The 14,994-nt window shown below is 53.9% G+C and carries 18 protein-coding genes; 17 read left to right on the top strand and 1 reads right to left on the bottom strand.

Features of this window, described 5'->3' with window-relative positions:
• Window positions 1–31: 31 nt before the first annotated feature.
• A complete protein-coding gene (locus EYC98_RS12910) occupies window positions 32–829 on the bottom strand; it encodes an inositol monophosphatase family protein (RefSeq protein WP_279245753.1) in 798 nt (265 codons plus the stop codon).
• 84 nt (window positions 830–913) lie between these two features.
• Here EYC98_RS12910 and EYC98_RS12905 point away from each other — a divergent pair, with 84 nt between their 5' ends.
• The 17 genes from EYC98_RS12905 (at window position 914) to bamB (ending at window position 14,991) form a co-directional block, all read left to right on the top strand.
• The gene (locus tag EYC98_RS12905; RefSeq protein ID WP_279245752.1) at window positions 914–1,663 is read left to right on the top strand and encodes an RNA methyltransferase; all 750 of its coding nucleotides are present in this window, start codon (window positions 914–916) and stop codon (window positions 1,661–1,663) included.
• Window positions 1,664–1,828: 165 nt separating this feature from the next.
• Window positions 1,829–2,308, top strand: coding sequence for a Fe-S cluster assembly transcriptional regulator IscR (gene iscR / locus EYC98_RS12900; RefSeq protein WP_279245751.1), 480 nt, complete (start codon window positions 1,829–1,831; stop codon window positions 2,306–2,308).
• A gap of 30 nt (window positions 2,309–2,338) precedes the next feature.
• Window positions 2,339–3,553 carry an IscS subfamily cysteine desulfurase gene (locus EYC98_RS12895; protein WP_279245750.1) on the top strand — a complete coding sequence of 405 codons (1,215 nt, stop codon included), beginning with the start codon at window positions 2,339–2,341 and terminating at the stop codon, window positions 3,551–3,553.
• A gap of 17 nt (window positions 3,554–3,570) precedes the next feature.
• Window positions 3,571–3,960 carry a Fe-S cluster assembly scaffold IscU gene (iscU, locus tag EYC98_RS12890; protein ID WP_279245749.1) on the top strand — a complete coding sequence of 130 codons (390 nt, stop codon included), beginning with the start codon at window positions 3,571–3,573 and terminating at the stop codon, window positions 3,958–3,960.
• Window positions 3,960–4,286 carry an iron-sulfur cluster assembly protein IscA gene (gene iscA, locus EYC98_RS12885; RefSeq protein ID WP_279245748.1) on the top strand — a complete coding sequence of 109 codons (327 nt, stop codon included), beginning with the start codon at window positions 3,960–3,962 and terminating at the stop codon, window positions 4,284–4,286. Before iscU ends, iscA begins: the two co-directional genes overlap by 1 nt.
• Before the next feature lie 3 nt (window positions 4,287–4,289).
• Entirely contained in the window at window positions 4,290–4,820 is a 531-nt protein-coding gene (gene hscB / locus EYC98_RS12880; protein WP_279245747.1) for a Fe-S protein assembly co-chaperone HscB, read from the top strand.
• Window positions 4,821–4,825: 5 nt separating this feature from the next.
• Window positions 4,826–6,691, top strand: a complete 1,866-nt coding sequence (gene hscA, locus EYC98_RS12875; protein ID WP_279245746.1) for a Fe-S protein assembly chaperone HscA — start codon at window positions 4,826–4,828, stop codon at window positions 6,689–6,691.
• Window positions 6,691–7,029, top strand: coding sequence for an ISC system 2Fe-2S type ferredoxin (fdx, locus tag EYC98_RS12870; protein WP_279245745.1), 339 nt, complete (start codon window positions 6,691–6,693; stop codon window positions 7,027–7,029). Before hscA ends, fdx begins: the two co-directional genes overlap by 1 nt.
• A 9-nt stretch (window positions 7,030–7,038) precedes the next feature.
• Complete coding sequence (gene iscX, locus EYC98_RS12865) at window positions 7,039–7,239, top strand: Fe-S cluster assembly protein IscX (RefSeq protein WP_279245744.1); 201 nt, start codon at window positions 7,039–7,041, stop codon at window positions 7,237–7,239.
• Window positions 7,240–7,415: 176 nt separating this feature from the next.
• A complete protein-coding gene (gene ndk / locus EYC98_RS12860) occupies window positions 7,416–7,841 on the top strand; it encodes a nucleoside-diphosphate kinase (protein WP_279245743.1) in 426 nt (141 codons plus the stop codon).
• Between the two features lie 3 nt (window positions 7,842–7,844).
• Window positions 7,845–8,969 carry a dual-specificity RNA methyltransferase RlmN gene (gene rlmN / locus EYC98_RS12855; protein WP_279245742.1) on the top strand — a complete coding sequence of 375 codons (1,125 nt, stop codon included), beginning with the start codon at window positions 7,845–7,847 and terminating at the stop codon, window positions 8,967–8,969.
• Window positions 8,966–9,757, top strand: a complete 792-nt coding sequence (gene pilW, locus EYC98_RS12850; RefSeq protein WP_279245741.1) for a type IV pilus biogenesis/stability protein PilW — start codon at window positions 8,966–8,968, stop codon at window positions 9,755–9,757. The genes rlmN and pilW overlap by 4 nt, the downstream gene beginning before the upstream one ends.
• Window positions 9,744–10,676 carry a RodZ domain-containing protein gene (locus EYC98_RS12845; RefSeq protein WP_279245740.1) on the top strand — a complete coding sequence of 311 codons (933 nt, stop codon included), beginning with the start codon at window positions 9,744–9,746 and terminating at the stop codon, window positions 10,674–10,676. The genes pilW and EYC98_RS12845 overlap by 14 nt, the downstream gene beginning before the upstream one ends.
• The gene (gene ispG / locus EYC98_RS12840) at window positions 10,676–11,800 is read left to right on the top strand and encodes a flavodoxin-dependent (E)-4-hydroxy-3-methylbut-2-enyl-diphosphate synthase (protein WP_279245739.1); all 1,125 of its coding nucleotides are present in this window, start codon (window positions 10,676–10,678) and stop codon (window positions 11,798–11,800) included. The genes EYC98_RS12845 and ispG overlap by 1 nt, the downstream gene beginning before the upstream one ends.
• Window positions 11,801–11,814: 14 nt before the next feature.
• The gene (hisS, locus tag EYC98_RS12835) at window positions 11,815–13,098 is read left to right on the top strand and encodes a histidine--tRNA ligase (RefSeq protein ID WP_279245738.1); all 1,284 of its coding nucleotides are present in this window, start codon (window positions 11,815–11,817) and stop codon (window positions 13,096–13,098) included.
• Window positions 13,098–13,802 (top strand): YfgM family protein, encoded by a 705-nt coding sequence (locus tag EYC98_RS12830; protein ID WP_279245737.1) that lies wholly within the window; start codon window positions 13,098–13,100, stop codon window positions 13,800–13,802. Before hisS ends, EYC98_RS12830 begins: the two co-directional genes overlap by 1 nt.
• A gap of 4 nt (window positions 13,803–13,806) precedes the next feature.
• Window positions 13,807–14,991: an outer membrane protein assembly factor BamB gene (gene bamB / locus EYC98_RS12825; protein ID WP_279245736.1), complete on the top strand. Its 1,185-nt coding sequence runs from the start codon at window positions 13,807–13,809 to the stop codon at window positions 14,989–14,991.
• Window positions 14,992–14,994 lie beyond the last annotated feature (3 nt).

Genomic DNA, 14,994 nt, shown 5'->3' with positions numbered 1-14,994 from the left:
GCTGACGCGCAGGCGCGATTTGCGCCTGCGGTTATTTGCCCAGTGCGGGTTTGACAACCTGTAGTACGGCCTTGAAACACTTTGGGTTACCACAGACCACGTTACCGCTGTCCATAAAACCGGCCCCGCCGTTGAAGTCGCCTATCAGGCCGCCAGCTTCAGTAATCAGTAGGGCGCCAGCGGCGATATCCCACTCGGATAAGCCTATTTCCCAGAAGCCATCGAGCCGTCCGGCAGCCACATAGGCCAGGTCCAACGAGGCGGCACCAGCGCGGCGAATGCCGGCACATTGACCAGCCAGGGCTTCTAGCGTTTCGGTGTAAGCGGGTAGGTGCTCCTGATGCTGTGACTTGAACGGGATACCTGTTCCGAGCAGGGCGCTCTCCAATCCTGCCAGCTTGCTGACTCGAATCCGACGACCGTTTAACTGCGCGCCGCGACCGCGACTGGCGGTGAATTCTTCCCGCAGCATCGGGTCCAGCACCACCGCATGCTCAAGCTTGCCCTTGTACTTACAGGCTATAGAAACGGCAAAGTGGGGAATACCGCGAATAAAGTTGGTAGTGCCATCCAAAGGATCAATGACCCATTGATAGTCACTGTCGGCATTGCCGCTGGCGCCACTCTCCTCTCCGAGAAACCCATGATCGGGATAGGCCTTGCTGAGATGGTAGATGATTTCGCGCTCGGCGCCGACATCAATTTCGGTCACGTAATCGTTGGCACTCTTGGACTGAATCTCAAGGTGGTCAATGTTATCGGTGGCCCGCGCAATCAACTCGCCTGCTTTGCGCGCTGCTCTAAGGGCGATGTTGGTCATTGGCTCCATGGGAGTGTTCCTTGCTGGTGGCGACGGCGCGCGATTATAGCAGATCTGGTACACTGCGCGCCGCACAAAAACAGGCATATAAACATGAGTAATGAATCGGTCAGGGTAGTGCTGGTTAACACGACCCATCCTGGCAATATCGGGGCAGTTGCCCGCGCGATGAAGAATATGGGGCAGAGTGAGCTGGTGCTGGTTGCACCGCGCAGCTTTCCTGACGAACAGGCGGTTTGGCGCTCAGTGGGTGCGGCCGATATTCTGGAAAACGCCACGGTCGTTGAAACGTTGGCAGAAGCAGTGGCGGATTGTCACTTTATCGTCGGTACCAGTGCGCGCGGCCGTCGTATACCCTGGCCAACACTGGACCCGCGTGCCTGCGCCAGGCAAGTATTGGAGCGCAGGAATAGCGGACAGCAGGTGGCACTGGTGTTTGGACGCGAAGATCGTGGTCTGACTAATGAAGAACTGCAGATATGTAACCTGCACTTGCATATCCCCAGTCACGAAGATTACACCAGCCTGAATCTTGCGATGGCGGTGCAGGTGGTTTGTTATGAACTGCGTATGTTGGCTCTGGAGGGCAGTTTATCGAGTGACGCGCAGTCGGAGTGGGACGCTCCTTTTGCGACGGCTGAGAATGTAGAGCGTTATCTCGAGCATTTGGAGCAAACTCTGATCGAAATTGGGTTTCTGGACCCAGTCGCTCCGCGCCAGCTGATGACGCGTCTGCGTCGCTTATATGGGCGTATGAATCTGGATGAAATGGAACTCAATATCCTGCGCGGGATTTTGACAGAAACCCAGAAATCCCTGCACAAAAGCTCTACAGCGAAATAGTAAATTTCTTTATAATCCATGTAAGTGGTTGATAGTTATAGAGTATAAAGATATTTGTGCAGCTAGCAGAAAACCGGATACCAGACTAATTTACTGGGTTAAATAGTTGATTAAAATAGTCGGTTATTGCATAATTCTGGCTCATCCGAAGTGCAGGTTCAGAGCATGCGATTAACCACCAAGGGACGCTACGCCGTGACAGCGATGCTGGATCTAGCGATTCACGCGCACAGCGGTCCAGTAAGCCTTGCAGATATCTCAGGCAGACAGGCAATATCCCTGTCTTACCTTGAACAGTTGTTTGCCAAGTTGCGTCGCTGTGAATTGGTTACCAGTGTGCGCGGTCCAGGCGGCGGTTATCGTTTAAGCCGAGCCGGCCAGGAAATATATGTGGCCGAAATCGTCGACGCGGTGAATGAAAATGTAGATGCGACCGGCTGCGGTGGCTCTACCGACTGCCAGAAGGGTGAAATTTGTCTCACGCATCACCTCTGGTGTGATCTCAGCAATCAAATTCATGGCTTTCTAGCGAGTATCAGTCTGTCGAGTCTCGTAGAGCGACGCGAGGTGCAAAATATATCTGCACGTCAGGACGAGCGTAAAGAAGTCATTGATGATCTCCGGCTGCGCGAAGTAAGTCACTAAGCCGGTTCGTACCCGAAGGAGTAGTAGTACATGCAGTTGCCTATTTACCTGGATTATTTGGCATCGACACCGGTTGACCCGCGCGTCGCCGAAAAGATGACTGAGTGTCTTACCATGGAGGGGAACTTTGGTAACCCCGCTTCACGTTCGCACCTGTTTGGCTGGAAAGCCGAAGAAGCTGTCGAGAATGCGCGGCGTGAGGTTGCCGAGTTGTTGAATGCTGACCCACGCGAAATCGTGTGGACTAGCGGCGCGACTGAATCCGACAATTTGGCGATAAAAGGCGTTGCCCATTTTAATCATCGAAAAGGTAAGCACATCGTTACCTCCAAGATAGAACATAAGGCGGTGCTGGATACTTGCAGGCAGCTTGAGCGTGAAGGCTTTGAGGTGACTTATCTTGACCCCGATAGCAACGGTTTGATTTCGCCGGAAGCTGTGGCAGGCGCTCTGCGCGATGACACAACGCTGGTCAGTATTATGCATGCCAACAATGAGATTGGTGTGATTAATGATATTGCCGGGATCGGTGAAGTGACCCGCGAGCGCGGTGTGGTTTTCCACGTCGATGGCGCGCAGTCAGCCGGTAAGATTCCGGTTGATATGGAACAGATGAAGGTTGACCTATTTTCCATGTCGGCGCATAAGATGTATGGGCCAAAAGGTATGGGTGCTTTATACGTTCGTCGCAAGCCGCGTATTCGTTTGGAAGCACAGATGCATGGTGGTGGTCATGAGCGCGGTATGCGTTCTGGAACCCTTGCCACTCACCAGATAGTAGGCATGGGCGCTGCCGCTGCCATAGCCAAAGCAGAGATGGGTGCTGAAGCAGAGCGTCTGCGCGGTTTGCGTGCGCGCTTCTGGGATGCGATTAGCGATATTGAAGAAGTGCATATCAATGGCGATGAAGAGGCTCGTCTGCCGGGTGCACTCAACGTTAGTATTAACTTTGTGGAAGGCGAATCGCTGATCATGTCGCTGAAGGATCTGGCTGTTAGTAGCGGTTCAGCGTGTACCTCAGCTAGCCTGGAGCCTTCATACGTGCTGCGGGCGCTTGGCTTGAGCGATGAGCTGGCGCACAGTTCGCTGCGCTTCAGCTTCGGGCGTTTTAGCACCAACGAGCAGGTAGACTTTGCCGCTGCGCAGTTGCGGCAGGCGGTAGACAAGCTACGCGAGTTGTCGCCACTTTGGGATATGTATAAAGACGGTATTGATCTTAGTACAATTGAATGGGCTGCCCACTAGGGTAAAAAGGAGTATTTATGGCTTACAGTGATAAAGTTTTAGACCATTATGAAAACCCGCGTAACGTCGGCAAGATGGATGATAGCGATGACAGCGTAGGTACCGGTATGGTAGGTGCTCCCGCCTGTGGCGATGTTATGCGTTTGCAGATCAAGGTTAATGACGACGGCGTTATTGAAGATGCCAAGTTCAAAACCTATGGCTGCGGCTCAGCTATTGCTTCGAGCTCGCTGCTGACCGAATGGGTCAAGGGTAAGCGCATTGAAGACGCAGAGCAGATTCGTAATACTGAGATTGCTGAGGAGTTGGCGCTGCCGCCAGTGAAAATACACTGCTCAGTGCTGGCCGAAGATGCGATTAAGGCCGCTGTAGCGAATTTCCGCGAGAAGCGTGGCGAGACAGTCTAATGCGACCGGTCACCATCACTGAAGCGGCCGCTAATCATGTGCGCCGCTATCTCGATAACCGTGGCAGTGGGCTAGGCATTCGCGTTGGTGTGCGCACGTCCGGCTGTTCCGGGATGGCCTATGTGCTTGAATTCGTCGATGAGACCGAAGCGGTGGACGAAGTGTTCGAGGGCCATGGCGTCAAAGTGGTCGTTGACCCCAAAAGCATGGTTTACCTTGAGGGAACCGAACTGGATTTTGTAAAGGAAGGCCTCAACGAGGGATTTGAATTTAAGAACCCGAACGTCTCTGGCGAGTGCGGCTGCGGCGAAAGTTTCACCGTTTAAATCTTGGATCTAACCCAGTCATATTTCGCTCTGTTCGATCTGCCAGTGCGTTTCGAGGTAGACGACCAGAATGTCGCCCAGCGCTACCGTGCGCTGCAAAAGCAACTGCACCCTGATCGCCACGCGGCGGGTAATCCCCAGGAGCAGCGTTTGGCAGTGCAGTACTCAGCCTTTGTTAATGAAGCCTATGAAACCTTGCGTAACCCTCTGCGCAGAGCCATCTATATGTTGGCTCAGCAGGGGTATGACAGAGATGTGTTGAGCTCACGGCAGGTCGATGGCGGTTTTTTGATACAACAAATGGACTTGCGGGAAAAACTGGAAAGCGTTTCTGGCCTGGTAGATCCGGAGCCCGTACTTGACCATATTTTGACAGAGATAGGTGCCGACTCGGCGCAGTTGATGAGTCAGCTTGCTAGCGGATTGGCAGCCGAGGATTATGAAATTTCGGCTACCGCGGTTTTAAAGCTGCAGTATTTGGATAAACTGCGCGCAGAAGCTGAACAAATGGAAAGCTGGTTACTCGAAGGGTAATAGACATGGCCTTGCTACAAATTTCTGAGCCCGGACAAGCGGCGGCGCCGCACGAGGGTAAGCATGCCCTGGGCATCGATTTGGGTACCACAAACTCGTTAGTCGCCAGTGTCCGCAGTGGCAGCGCGGAAACTCTGCCGGATGCTGCTGGCAATATGCTGTTGCCCTCGGTGGTTTACTATTCGGCGCAAGGCGTACCGCAGGTAGGTAATGCTGCGCTGACACTGGCCTCCGAGTACCCGCTGGATACCCTGCAATCAGTTAAACGTTTCATGGGGCGCTCGCGGAATGATGTGGCCGGGTCAGAATATCAGTTAGGCGGAGGCGAGGAGGGGCAGGTGCGCTTTTTAACCAGCGCCGGTGAAATTACGCCAGTTGAAGCCTCTGCGGCCATCTTGAATGTACTGGCAGAGCGCGGACGAAACACCCTTGGTGCCGATATCGATGGCGTGGTGATCACGGTTCCGGCTTACTTTGATGATGCGCAGCGTCAGGCGACTAAAGATGCTGCACAGCTGGCCGGGCTTAAAGTGCTGCGTTTGCTGAATGAGCCGACGGCTGCAGCGGTAGCCTATGGACTTGATAGCGGCGATGATGGTGTGGTCGCGGTTTATGATCTTGGGGGCGGCACTTTTGATGTCTCGATTCTGCGCCTGGACCGAGGTGTGTTTGAGGTGTTGGCGACCGGTGGCGATAGCGCCTTGGGTGGCGATGACTTCGACGCCTTGATTGCCGCCTGGGCGCAGCAAGAATACAGTTTGCAGGAACCAGAGCCCGCTCAGGCGCGAGCACTGTTGACGGCGGCGCGCGCCGCTAAACAAGCACTTTCAGACGTCGAGCAGGTTAATTTTACTGTCCCCGGATTGCCTGAGCTAACCCTGACACGAGAGGTGTTGGAGGGTTTGGTTCAGCCGCTGGTCAAGCGCACTATTCTCGCCTCCAAGCGGGCGCTGCGAGATGCTGGCGTGGCGACGACGGATATCGACAGTGTGGTGCTGGTGGGGGGCTCTACCCGGGTGCCTCTGGTAAGGGCCGCAGTGTCTGAGTTTTTTGGCAGAGAGCCACTGGCAGATATCGATCCTGATACGGTAGTGGCAGTGGGGGCCGCATTACAGGCTGATGTGCTGGTAGGTAACAAACCAGATTCCGATATGTTGCTGTTGGATGTGATTCCATTGTCTCTGGGCCTGGAAACAATGGGCGGCTTGATGGAGCGCGTCATTGAACGTAATACGACCATCCCGGTCGCCAAGGCGCAAGAATTCACCACTTATAAAGACGGCCAGACGGCGATGTCTATCCATGTTCTGCAGGGCGAGCGTGAAATGGTAGAGGGTTGCCGGTCACTGGCACGTTTTGAGCTGCGCGATATACCGCCTATGGCGGCCGGTGCTGCCAGAATCAGGGTTACTTTTCAGGTAGACGCTGATGGACTGTTAAACGTGTCTGCACGTGAGGAAACTACCGGCGTAGAGACAGGGATTACCATTAAGCCGTCCTACGGTCTGGAAGAAGACGAAATAGCAGAGATGTTACGCGCTTCCTGGGAGTTTGCAGCAGAAGACATGCAATCACGACAGCTGGCCGAGCAGCGGCTGGACGCCAGGCAGCTGCTGGAGAATTTGCAAAGTGCGCTCGATCAGGATGGCGCTACGCTGCTTGAAACGGCTGAGCGCGAGGCGTTGCTGGCACAAATGGCGGCACTGGCGGCGGGGCAGGAGCTAGACGACATTCAGACGCTTAAGATGGCTACTGACAGTCTTGCCCGCGCCAGCGAATCTTTCGCAGCAAGAAGAATGGATGCAAGTATTAAACAGGCGTTGACCGGATTGTCGGTGGCGCAACTGGATCAACTGGGAGAGGCCGACTGATGCCACAGATTGTAGTTTTACCGCATGAACAATTATGTCCCGAGGGGACTGTGATTGAGGCGGACAGCGGCGAAACCATCTGTCAGGCCTTGTTGCGTAATCATGTGGATATCGAGCACGCCTGTGAAATGAGCTGTGCCTGCACCACCTGTCATGTGGTCGTTCGTGAGGGCTATGAGTCTTTGGCCGAAGCGGATGAGCTCGAAGATGATTATCTTGATAAGGCCTGGGGGCTGGAACCGGACTCCCGTTTGAGTTGCCAGGCTATAGTCGATGACGAGAATCTGGTGGTCGAGATTCCGCGTTACACGATCAATATGGTTTCGGAACGTCATTAAGGAGTCGCTATGAGTCTGGTGTGGACAGATGTGTTGGATATCGCTATTGAATTGGCGGAGAAATACCCGGAAACCGACCCGTTGACGGTCAATTTTGTTGATCTTCGCCGCTGGGTAATGGAGCTGGAAGGCTTCGATGATGACCCCAATCGCTGTGGCGAGAAAATCCTTGAGGCTATTCAGGGCGCGTGGATTGAGGAAGCAAGCTGAGATCCAACAGCTAAACCACTGATTTCCAAGTCAAATGAGTTCGCCTGAAATGCTTATTTTGGGTGAAAGATTCGCATAAAATCTCTATAATCGGCCGGTTAATTCAAGGTCATCGGCCTGTCGCACCTGCGGCATCCGTCGCTGGCCGTTCTACTGACTGTACGGAGATATTGGAAATGGCTGTTGAGCGCACCCTGTCGATTGTAAAACCTGACGCTGTCGGCAAAAACGTAGTGGGCGAAATCTACAATCGCTTTGAGCAAAATGGCTTGCAAATTGTGGCCGTAAAAATGCTGCAATTGAGCGAGCAAGTGGCCGGTGGCTTTTATGCTGAGCACAGTGAACGTCCGTTCTTTCCCGCCCTGATAGAGTTTATGACTTCAGGACCTGTGTGTGTGCAAGTGCTGCAAGGCGAAAATGCGGTTTTGAAGAACCGTGAACTGATGGGTGCCACTAACCCAAAAGAGGCTGACGCCGGCACTATTCGGGCAGATTTTGCCGAATCGATTGATGCCAACGCGGTGCACGGGTCAGATTCCACGGAATCTGCGGCGCGTGAAATAGCCTATTTCTTCGCCGCTAGTGAGATCTGCGAGCGCTAGGCTATGACTGCTGAGCGCATCAACCTGCTGGGCTTGCCGCTTGAACGGATGCAGAAATTCTGTGCCGAACATGGGGAGAAGCCTTTTCGCGCCCAGCAATTGATGAAGTGGATCCACCATGCGGGGGTTGATGACTTTGACCAGATGACCAACCTCAGCAAGAGCTTTCGCGAAACGCTCAAGCAGATCGCTGAAGTGCGCCCCCCGGAGATTGTCAGCCAGCAGGATTCTGTTGACGGCACCCGCAAATGGGCGATTCGGGTTGAGGGCGGAGGGTTGGTCGAATCAGTGCTCATTCCTGAGGGCAAACGCGCCACATTGTGCGTTTCTTCGCAGGTAGGGTGTAGTCTGGACTGCAGTTTTTGCTCTACCGGCAAGCAGGGTTTTCAGCGCGATCTTACTGCAGCGGAGATCATTGGTCAGGTTTGGCTGGCGATCAAGTCCTACGATGCGTTTCAGTCCGGCAATGGCCGGATTGTGACCAACGTGGTGATGATGGGCATGGGTGAACCGCTACTTAATTTTGACAATGTAGTCGCCGCGATGGATTTGATGATGGAGGATCTTGCCTATGGCATCTCCAAACGTCGCGTAACGCTGAGTACATCCGGTGTGGTGCCAGCGTTGGATAAGCTGGCCGAGTGCAGTGAAGTGTCGCTGGCTGTATCTCTGCACGCTGCCAACGATGAGTTACGTGATCAACTGGTGCCCATCAATCGCAAATACCCCATCGCTCAACTGCTGGCGAGCTGTCGGAATTATATTGATAGTCAGACTGACAAAAAGCGCGTGGTGACCATTGAATATACGCTGATGGCGGGTATTAATGATCAGCCGGATCAGGCGCGCGAACTGGCAGTTCTGCTAAGCGATTTCCCGTGCAAGATCAATCTGATTCCGTTCAACCCGTTTCCACAAAGCGGCTATGAACGCCCAAGCGGTAACGCGGTGTCACGTTTTTGGCAGGTGCTGGTAGATGCCGGGTTTATTGTCACTGTGAGAACAACCCGCGGTGACGACATTGATGCTGCTTGCGGCCAGTTGGTGGGGCAGGTGGTAGACCGTACGCGACGGGCGGAGCGGCACAGGCAGAATAACAACCAGGTACAGGTGGTAACAGTCGGATGAGCATGTTCATAAAGGTGTTGCTGAGGTTTTCTGTGCTGACGTGTTTGCTAGTGCTGTTACCGGCATGCGTTACTCAGGAAGGACAAGTGTTTACCTCCGAGGCATCGCCAGAAGCAGCGCTGACGCGCCGGGTGGCACTGGCGCGTAGCTATATTGGTGAACAGAATTGGGAGGACGCCAAGCGCAATCTGAAATTGGCTGCTGAGATCGATCCTGACGCGCCTGAAGTTAACGAAGCCTTTGCTCTGGTTTACCAGAGCACGGGTGAATATGAGCTCGCCGAACAGCACTTTCGGCGCGCCCTTGAGCAGGAACCCGATTTTTCCAGGGCGCGTAATAACTATGCGGCCTTCCTGTACCAGCAGCAGCGCTTTGACGATGCTGAGGAACAGTTGGAGATAGTGATTCAGGATACGCTCTACGAGTCGCGGCCTCGGGCATATCTGAATCTTGGCTTATGCCGACTGGCGCTCGAGAATGACTCTGGTGCGCGTGACGCGCTTCAGCGTGCACTGACGATGGATCGAACCAATACGCTGGCGCTGATGGAGCTCGCGCATATTGAGTTCCGCGCCGAAGACTGGGCGCTGTCGGAGCGCTATTACGATTATTATAAATCGATTGTGAAACGCCAGCCTCCGCGCGCGTTGTGGTTAGGGGTGCGCTTGGCTGAGAAGCTGAATGACCCTAATGCAGCGGCGAGCTATGGTCTTGCCTTGCGCAATATGTATCCTGACTCGGCGGAATTTCAGGCTTACGAAAAAGCGGTGCAGCGTGGAGGATTCTGACACTAAAGCAGCGCAGTCTTCAGGCGCTCCTGGCGGGTTACTATCGGCTGCACGTGAGGCCCAGGGCATCTCGCAGCGAGAAATGGCGGATCGACTCAACTGGTTGCCCAATTACGTTGGCGCCATCGAGTCCAATCGTTTCGACCAACTGCGTAACCCTAATTTCGGACGCGGTTATCTCAAGGCCTATGGCAAATTGGTTGGTGTCTCTGAAGTAGATCTGATCGAAGCTTATGAAGCATTGCCTGATGTCGATGAAGCCGACAAAGCTCGCACTCGACGTGTTAAACGTGCGGTTCCGCAGGTACAGAAGCTGGGGCCGGCTATTCCCGCAGGTATTATGGCAGCATTACTGTTGGTTGCTCTGTTGTGGTATCTGCGTGGTGACGAAGCTGAGCCGATAGTAGTGCCCGCCGTAACGGCTGTGCAGGAGGCGGGCGCCGAGCCAACGTCGCCGCTGCCGCTGGGTGAGATGACTGAGCAGCAGCTTGCAAGCGACGCTGTTATCGAAGCGCAGGGCTTGGAGTTGGGGTCAGGGTCAGAGCCCCTGCAGGAGCAGAGTTCAGAGCCGGAACCTCTATCCGAGAGCACTGCGGTTGAGCCTCCGATCCAGGCGGCAGCAATAGAAAACCCGGCTGCCGAGGCTCCGGATATGTTGTCTCCAGTGGTTGTTGAGTCTGGCCCGCTGCTAAATTTCAGCTTTTCGGGTGCCTGTTGGATAGAAATTCGAAATGCTGCTGCGGAGCTGATTTACGCCAACCTGCATGATGCGGGGAATACTCTGCAGGTTGGTGGAGAGGCGCCCTTTGATGTGCTGGTAGGAGATGCTCGAATGGTAACTCTGACCTACCTGGGCGAAGCGGTACCCATAAAACGTCGCCCGGGCCGGGTGATTGCCAGATTTACGGTAGGTGAATAATGAACACTGAATCTCCAATTAAGCGCCGCAAGTCACGTCAAATCATGGTTGGCGATGTAGCAGTGGGTGGTGATGCACCCATTAGCGTGCAGAGCATGACTAATACGGATACCTGCGATGTGCCGGCAACCGTTGGCCAGATTCAGCGTATTGTTGACGCTGGTGCTGATATTGTTCGCGTTTCGGTTCCGGATATGGATTCTGCCGAGGCGTTTCGGAAAATTCGCAGCCAGGTTAACGTGCCATTGGTCGCGGATATCCATTTTGATTACAAGATTGCACTGAAAGTTGCCGAGTACGGTGTCGACTGTCTGCGCATTAATCCTGGCAACATCGGTCGTGACGATCGCGTCAGAGCCGTGGTTGAGAGCTGCCGTGATAAAGGCATACCTATTCGCATTGGTGTGAATGCGGGCTCTCTGGGTAAAGACCTGCAGCGAAAGTACGGTGAGCCCACGGCGGAAGCATTGGTGGAATCGGCGATGCGTCATGTCGATATACTCGACAAGCTCGATTTTCAAGATTTCAAGCTCAGCGTTAAAGCCTCTCAGGTGTTTATGGCTGTAGATGCTTACCGGTTAATCGCCAGCCAGATTGAACAACCCCTGCACCTGGGTATTACAGAGGCAGGTGGCTTACGCGGTGGTACGGTAAAGTCTTCTGTTGGCCTTGGTATGCTGCTGATGGATGGGATCGGAGACACCATACGGGTGTCTTTGGCCGCTGATCCGGTGGAAGAAATTAAAGTCGGCTTTGATATTCTCAAGTCGCTGCAGTTACGCTCTAACGGCATCAACTTTATTGCCTGCCCCAGCTGTTCGCGACAGAACTTTGATGTTGTTAAAACCATGAATGAGTTGGAGGTGCGCCTGGAGGATGTGCGCACTCCCATGGATGTTGCCGTTATTGGCTGTATCGTCAATGGGCCAGGCGAAGCACGCGAAGCCGACGTGGGTCTGACGGGTGCCAGCCCCAGTAATCTTATTTATGTCGATGGTGAGCCGGACCATAAAGTCAGCAATGAAGACTTCATCGATCATCTTGAAGAAGTTATTCGTCAACGTGCAACACGTCTGGAAGAGCAGCGCGTTGCTGAAGACGACAGCATTATTGCCAGGAATTGACAGGATATGATCGAGTGAAAAATGTGCGTTCAGTTCGCGGCATGAACGATATCCTCCCGCAGGAGACGCCGTTGTGGCAGTATCTGGAGTGGCAGGTTGCCGCCGTAGTTTCGAGCTACGGCTATCAGGAAATTCGCTTACCTCTGGTCGAGTTCACGGATCTGTTTCATCGCGGTATTGGTGAGGTCACCGATATCGTCGAAAAGGAGATGTATACCTTTCCGGATCGCAATGACGAGAGTCTGACACTGCGGCCTGAGGGTACCGCGGGCTGTGTGCGATCAGTTTGCCAACACAATCTGGCGGCAAGCACCACCAAACTCTGGTACGCCGGGCCCATGTTTCGATACGAACGTCCGCAAAAGGGAAGGCAGCGTCAGTTTCATCAAATTGGTGTAGAGAGCTTTGGCGTGGCTTCGCCTGATATGGATGCCGAATTGGTGTGCATGTCGGCCCGACTTTGGGAGTCGCTGGGGCTAACAGACCAAGTGCATTTGCAGCTTAATTCTATTGGTGACTCGGGGTCGAGGCAACGTTATAGAGAAGCTCTGGTGGCTTATCTGAATGACTATGTAGATGAGTTGGACGAGGACAGTCAGCGTCGTTTGCAGACCAACCCAATGCGTATATTGGACAGTAAAAATCAACAGACGCAGGCGCTGCTCGATGGCGCACCAGACTTGCGTGACTATCTGGACCCTGAATCTGAAGCACATTTTTCTCGCTTGCAAGAATTCCTGACGGCTGCCGGTATCGCTTTCACCGTCAACACGCGTCTGGTGCGTGGATTGGACTATTACAATCGCACGGTATTCGAGTGGGTGACTGATGCCTTGGGCGCTCAGGGTACTATTTGTGCCGGTGGGCGTTACGATGGTTTAGTAGAGCAACTGGGCGGAAAGCCGGTTCCAGCGGCGGGCTTTGCTATGGGCATGGAACGGCTGGTATTGATGCTACAAGGGCTGGGCAAGGTAAGTGAGAACCCTGCCGCTGACATCTATTTTGTAGCAGCGGGTGCTGATGCCGAAGTGGCAGCTTTGCGCTTGGCTGAATCATTGCGTACGGCTGATTCAAAGTATCATATCCACTGCAATAGCGGCGGTGGCAGCTTTAAGAGTCAGCTAAAAAAAGCTGATCGAAGCGGTGCTCGTCTGGCGGTGATCCTTGGCGACAATGAAGTAGAGCAAAACACGGTTGGACTAAAACAGATGCGCAGCGCCGCTGGCGACGGGCAGCAAGAAGTGATTTCGCAGCAGGCACTCGCGAGTCGCATTGATGAGTTATTGAGGGAGCACTAATGGCCGAAGAATTTCGTACTGAGGAAGAACAAGTAGAGGCACTGAAGAAGTGGTGGCAGGATAATGGTAAATCTACCATTGCTGTTATCGTTCTGGCCCTGGCCGGTAGTTTGGGATGGCAGAGCTGGCAGCAGCGCACTGGCGAGCAGGCGGAAGCCGCATCGACGGTTTACCAAAGCATGCTTGATGCCATTAACGTCTCTGGCGGTAATGTTGCCAGCGCCGAGCAAGAGGTTACCGTCAGGCATCTTGCAGGCACGCTTAAGACAGATTTCAGTGGCACTACGTACGCACATTTCGCGGCACTGCATTTGGCCAAGCTGGCGGTTAGTGAAGAAGATTTGGTCACCGCTGAGGCTGAGCTGCGCTGGGTTCTAAATAGTGGTCCGGATACTGATATGCAACGGGTGGTGCAGTTGCGCCTGGCTAGAGTTGTCGCCGCCGCCGGCGATCCTGATTCCGCGCTATCCATGTTGCGTGGTGAAAACGTCGGTACGTATAGCGCAGCCTATGCCGAAGCGGAAGGCGATATTCAGCAACAATTGGGTAATCTGGACGCCGCGGTAGAGGCCTATCGGCGCGCTGCCGCGCTGCAACTCGACAGCGGCGCCACAGCCCCGATATTGGAACTGAAGCTGCAGGCGATCGCTCAGTTGCGCGAGCCGCAGGCTACCATTCCGGAGTTGGTCACCAGTGAAGACTGAGATAATGAGTAACACTCGTCGCGTGGCCGGGTTGGTCTTGATCACGAGCCTGCTTTTAAGCGGTGGATGCAGTACCGTCAAAGGCTGGTTTGCTGATGATGACGACGATGCGAATGAGCCTGCGCCACTGGTTGAATTTGAGCCTGAAATGAAAGCCGACCGTGTCTGGAGTAGCAGTGTAGGCAAAGGGCAGGGCAAAATTTTTAATAATCTGGCACCGGTTATCAGTGGCGATGTTATCTATGCAGCCAGCACTGATGGTCTGGTGCTGGCGCTGGATAAAAGCAACGGCAAAAAATTGTGGAAGCAGGACCTTGATCAGCCGATAACCGGCGCTGTGGGTATTGGCCCCGATAGCGTATTGCTCGGTAGCAGTGATGGATCAGTTATTAAACTGGATGCCAGTGATGGTAGCGAGCAATGGCGCGTCGTGCTTGACGGCGAAATTTTGGCCGCGCCGCAAAGTGACGGACGGATTGTGGTAGTGCAGACCTACAACGGTAAGTTGCGGGCACTGGACGCCAGCGATGGTGCGGAGTTGTGGGTATTCGATAGCAACCTTCCGGTGCTGACACTGCGCGGCACCAGCACGCCAATCATAGCCGACAGGATTGTTATTGCAGGACTGGCCACCGGCAAGGTGGTAGCGCTTGATCTGAATACTGGTGGTATGCGTTGGGAGGCCCGCGTTGCCGTTGCCCAGGGACGATCAGAAATAGATCGGATTGTGGATATTGACGGTGAAATGTTGCTGCTGGGTAATTTGCTCTATGTGGCCAGTTATCAGGGACGACTGGTGGCGATCGATATTTCCGCCGGGCGTAAAATTTGGCAGCAGGATGCGTCCAGCTATATGGGTCTTGATCAAGGTTTTGGCAACATATACGTGTCTGATTCTGCCGGTTCAGTGGTTGCCTATTATCGCAATGGTGAGGGCGTGCGCTGGGAGCAACCGTCGCTGGAAAACCGCCGTCTGAGTCCACCCAAAGCAGTTAAGGGTTATGTTGTCGTGGGCGATCTTGAAGGGCATCTGCACTTTCTCGATCAGGTAGACGGTCGGTTTGTCGGACGGATTAAAGTTGATGGTAAGGGTGTCCGAGGACGTATGTTGGCAGAAGGTAATATTCTGTACGTGTATACCAATTCGGGAAAGCTTGTTGCCTATCGAGTGACGGGGTTAGATGATTAGTTT

This window comes from Candidatus Litorirhabdus singularis (assembly GCF_026262625.1).
GTDB classification, from domain to species: domain Bacteria; phylum Pseudomonadota; class Gammaproteobacteria; order Pseudomonadales; family Halieaceae; genus Litorirhabdus; species Litorirhabdus singularis.
This window is presented reverse-complemented; position numbering and strand designations above follow the sequence as displayed.

Coding starts and splice junctions, on each gene's coding strand:
- EYC98_RS12910 (WP_279245753.1), bottom strand. CDS start 829: ATGGAGCCAATGACCAACATCGCCCTTAGAGCAGCGCGCAAAGCAGGC.
- EYC98_RS12905 (WP_279245752.1), top strand. CDS start 914: ATGAGTAATGAATCGGTCAGGGTAGTGCTGGTTAACACGACCCATCCT.
- iscR (WP_279245751.1), top strand. CDS start 1,829: ATGCGATTAACCACCAAGGGACGCTACGCCGTGACAGCGATGCTGGAT.
- EYC98_RS12895 (WP_279245750.1), top strand. CDS start 2,339: ATGCAGTTGCCTATTTACCTGGATTATTTGGCATCGACACCGGTTGAC.
- iscU (WP_279245749.1), top strand. CDS start 3,571: ATGGCTTACAGTGATAAAGTTTTAGACCATTATGAAAACCCGCGTAAC.
- iscA (WP_279245748.1), top strand. CDS start 3,960: ATGCGACCGGTCACCATCACTGAAGCGGCCGCTAATCATGTGCGCCGC.
- hscA (WP_279245746.1), top strand. CDS start 4,826: ATGGCCTTGCTACAAATTTCTGAGCCCGGACAAGCGGCGGCGCCGCAC.
- fdx (WP_279245745.1), top strand. CDS start 6,691: ATGCCACAGATTGTAGTTTTACCGCATGAACAATTATGTCCCGAGGGG.
- iscX (WP_279245744.1), top strand. CDS start 7,039: ATGAGTCTGGTGTGGACAGATGTGTTGGATATCGCTATTGAATTGGCG.
- ndk (WP_279245743.1), top strand. CDS start 7,416: ATGGCTGTTGAGCGCACCCTGTCGATTGTAAAACCTGACGCTGTCGGC.
- rlmN (WP_279245742.1), top strand. CDS start 7,845: ATGACTGCTGAGCGCATCAACCTGCTGGGCTTGCCGCTTGAACGGATG.
- pilW (WP_279245741.1), top strand. CDS start 8,966: ATGAGCATGTTCATAAAGGTGTTGCTGAGGTTTTCTGTGCTGACGTGT.
- ispG (WP_279245739.1), top strand. CDS start 10,676: ATGAACACTGAATCTCCAATTAAGCGCCGCAAGTCACGTCAAATCATG.
- EYC98_RS12830 (WP_279245737.1), top strand. CDS start 13,098: ATGGCCGAAGAATTTCGTACTGAGGAAGAACAAGTAGAGGCACTGAAG.
- bamB (WP_279245736.1), top strand. CDS start 13,807: ATGAGTAACACTCGTCGCGTGGCCGGGTTGGTCTTGATCACGAGCCTG.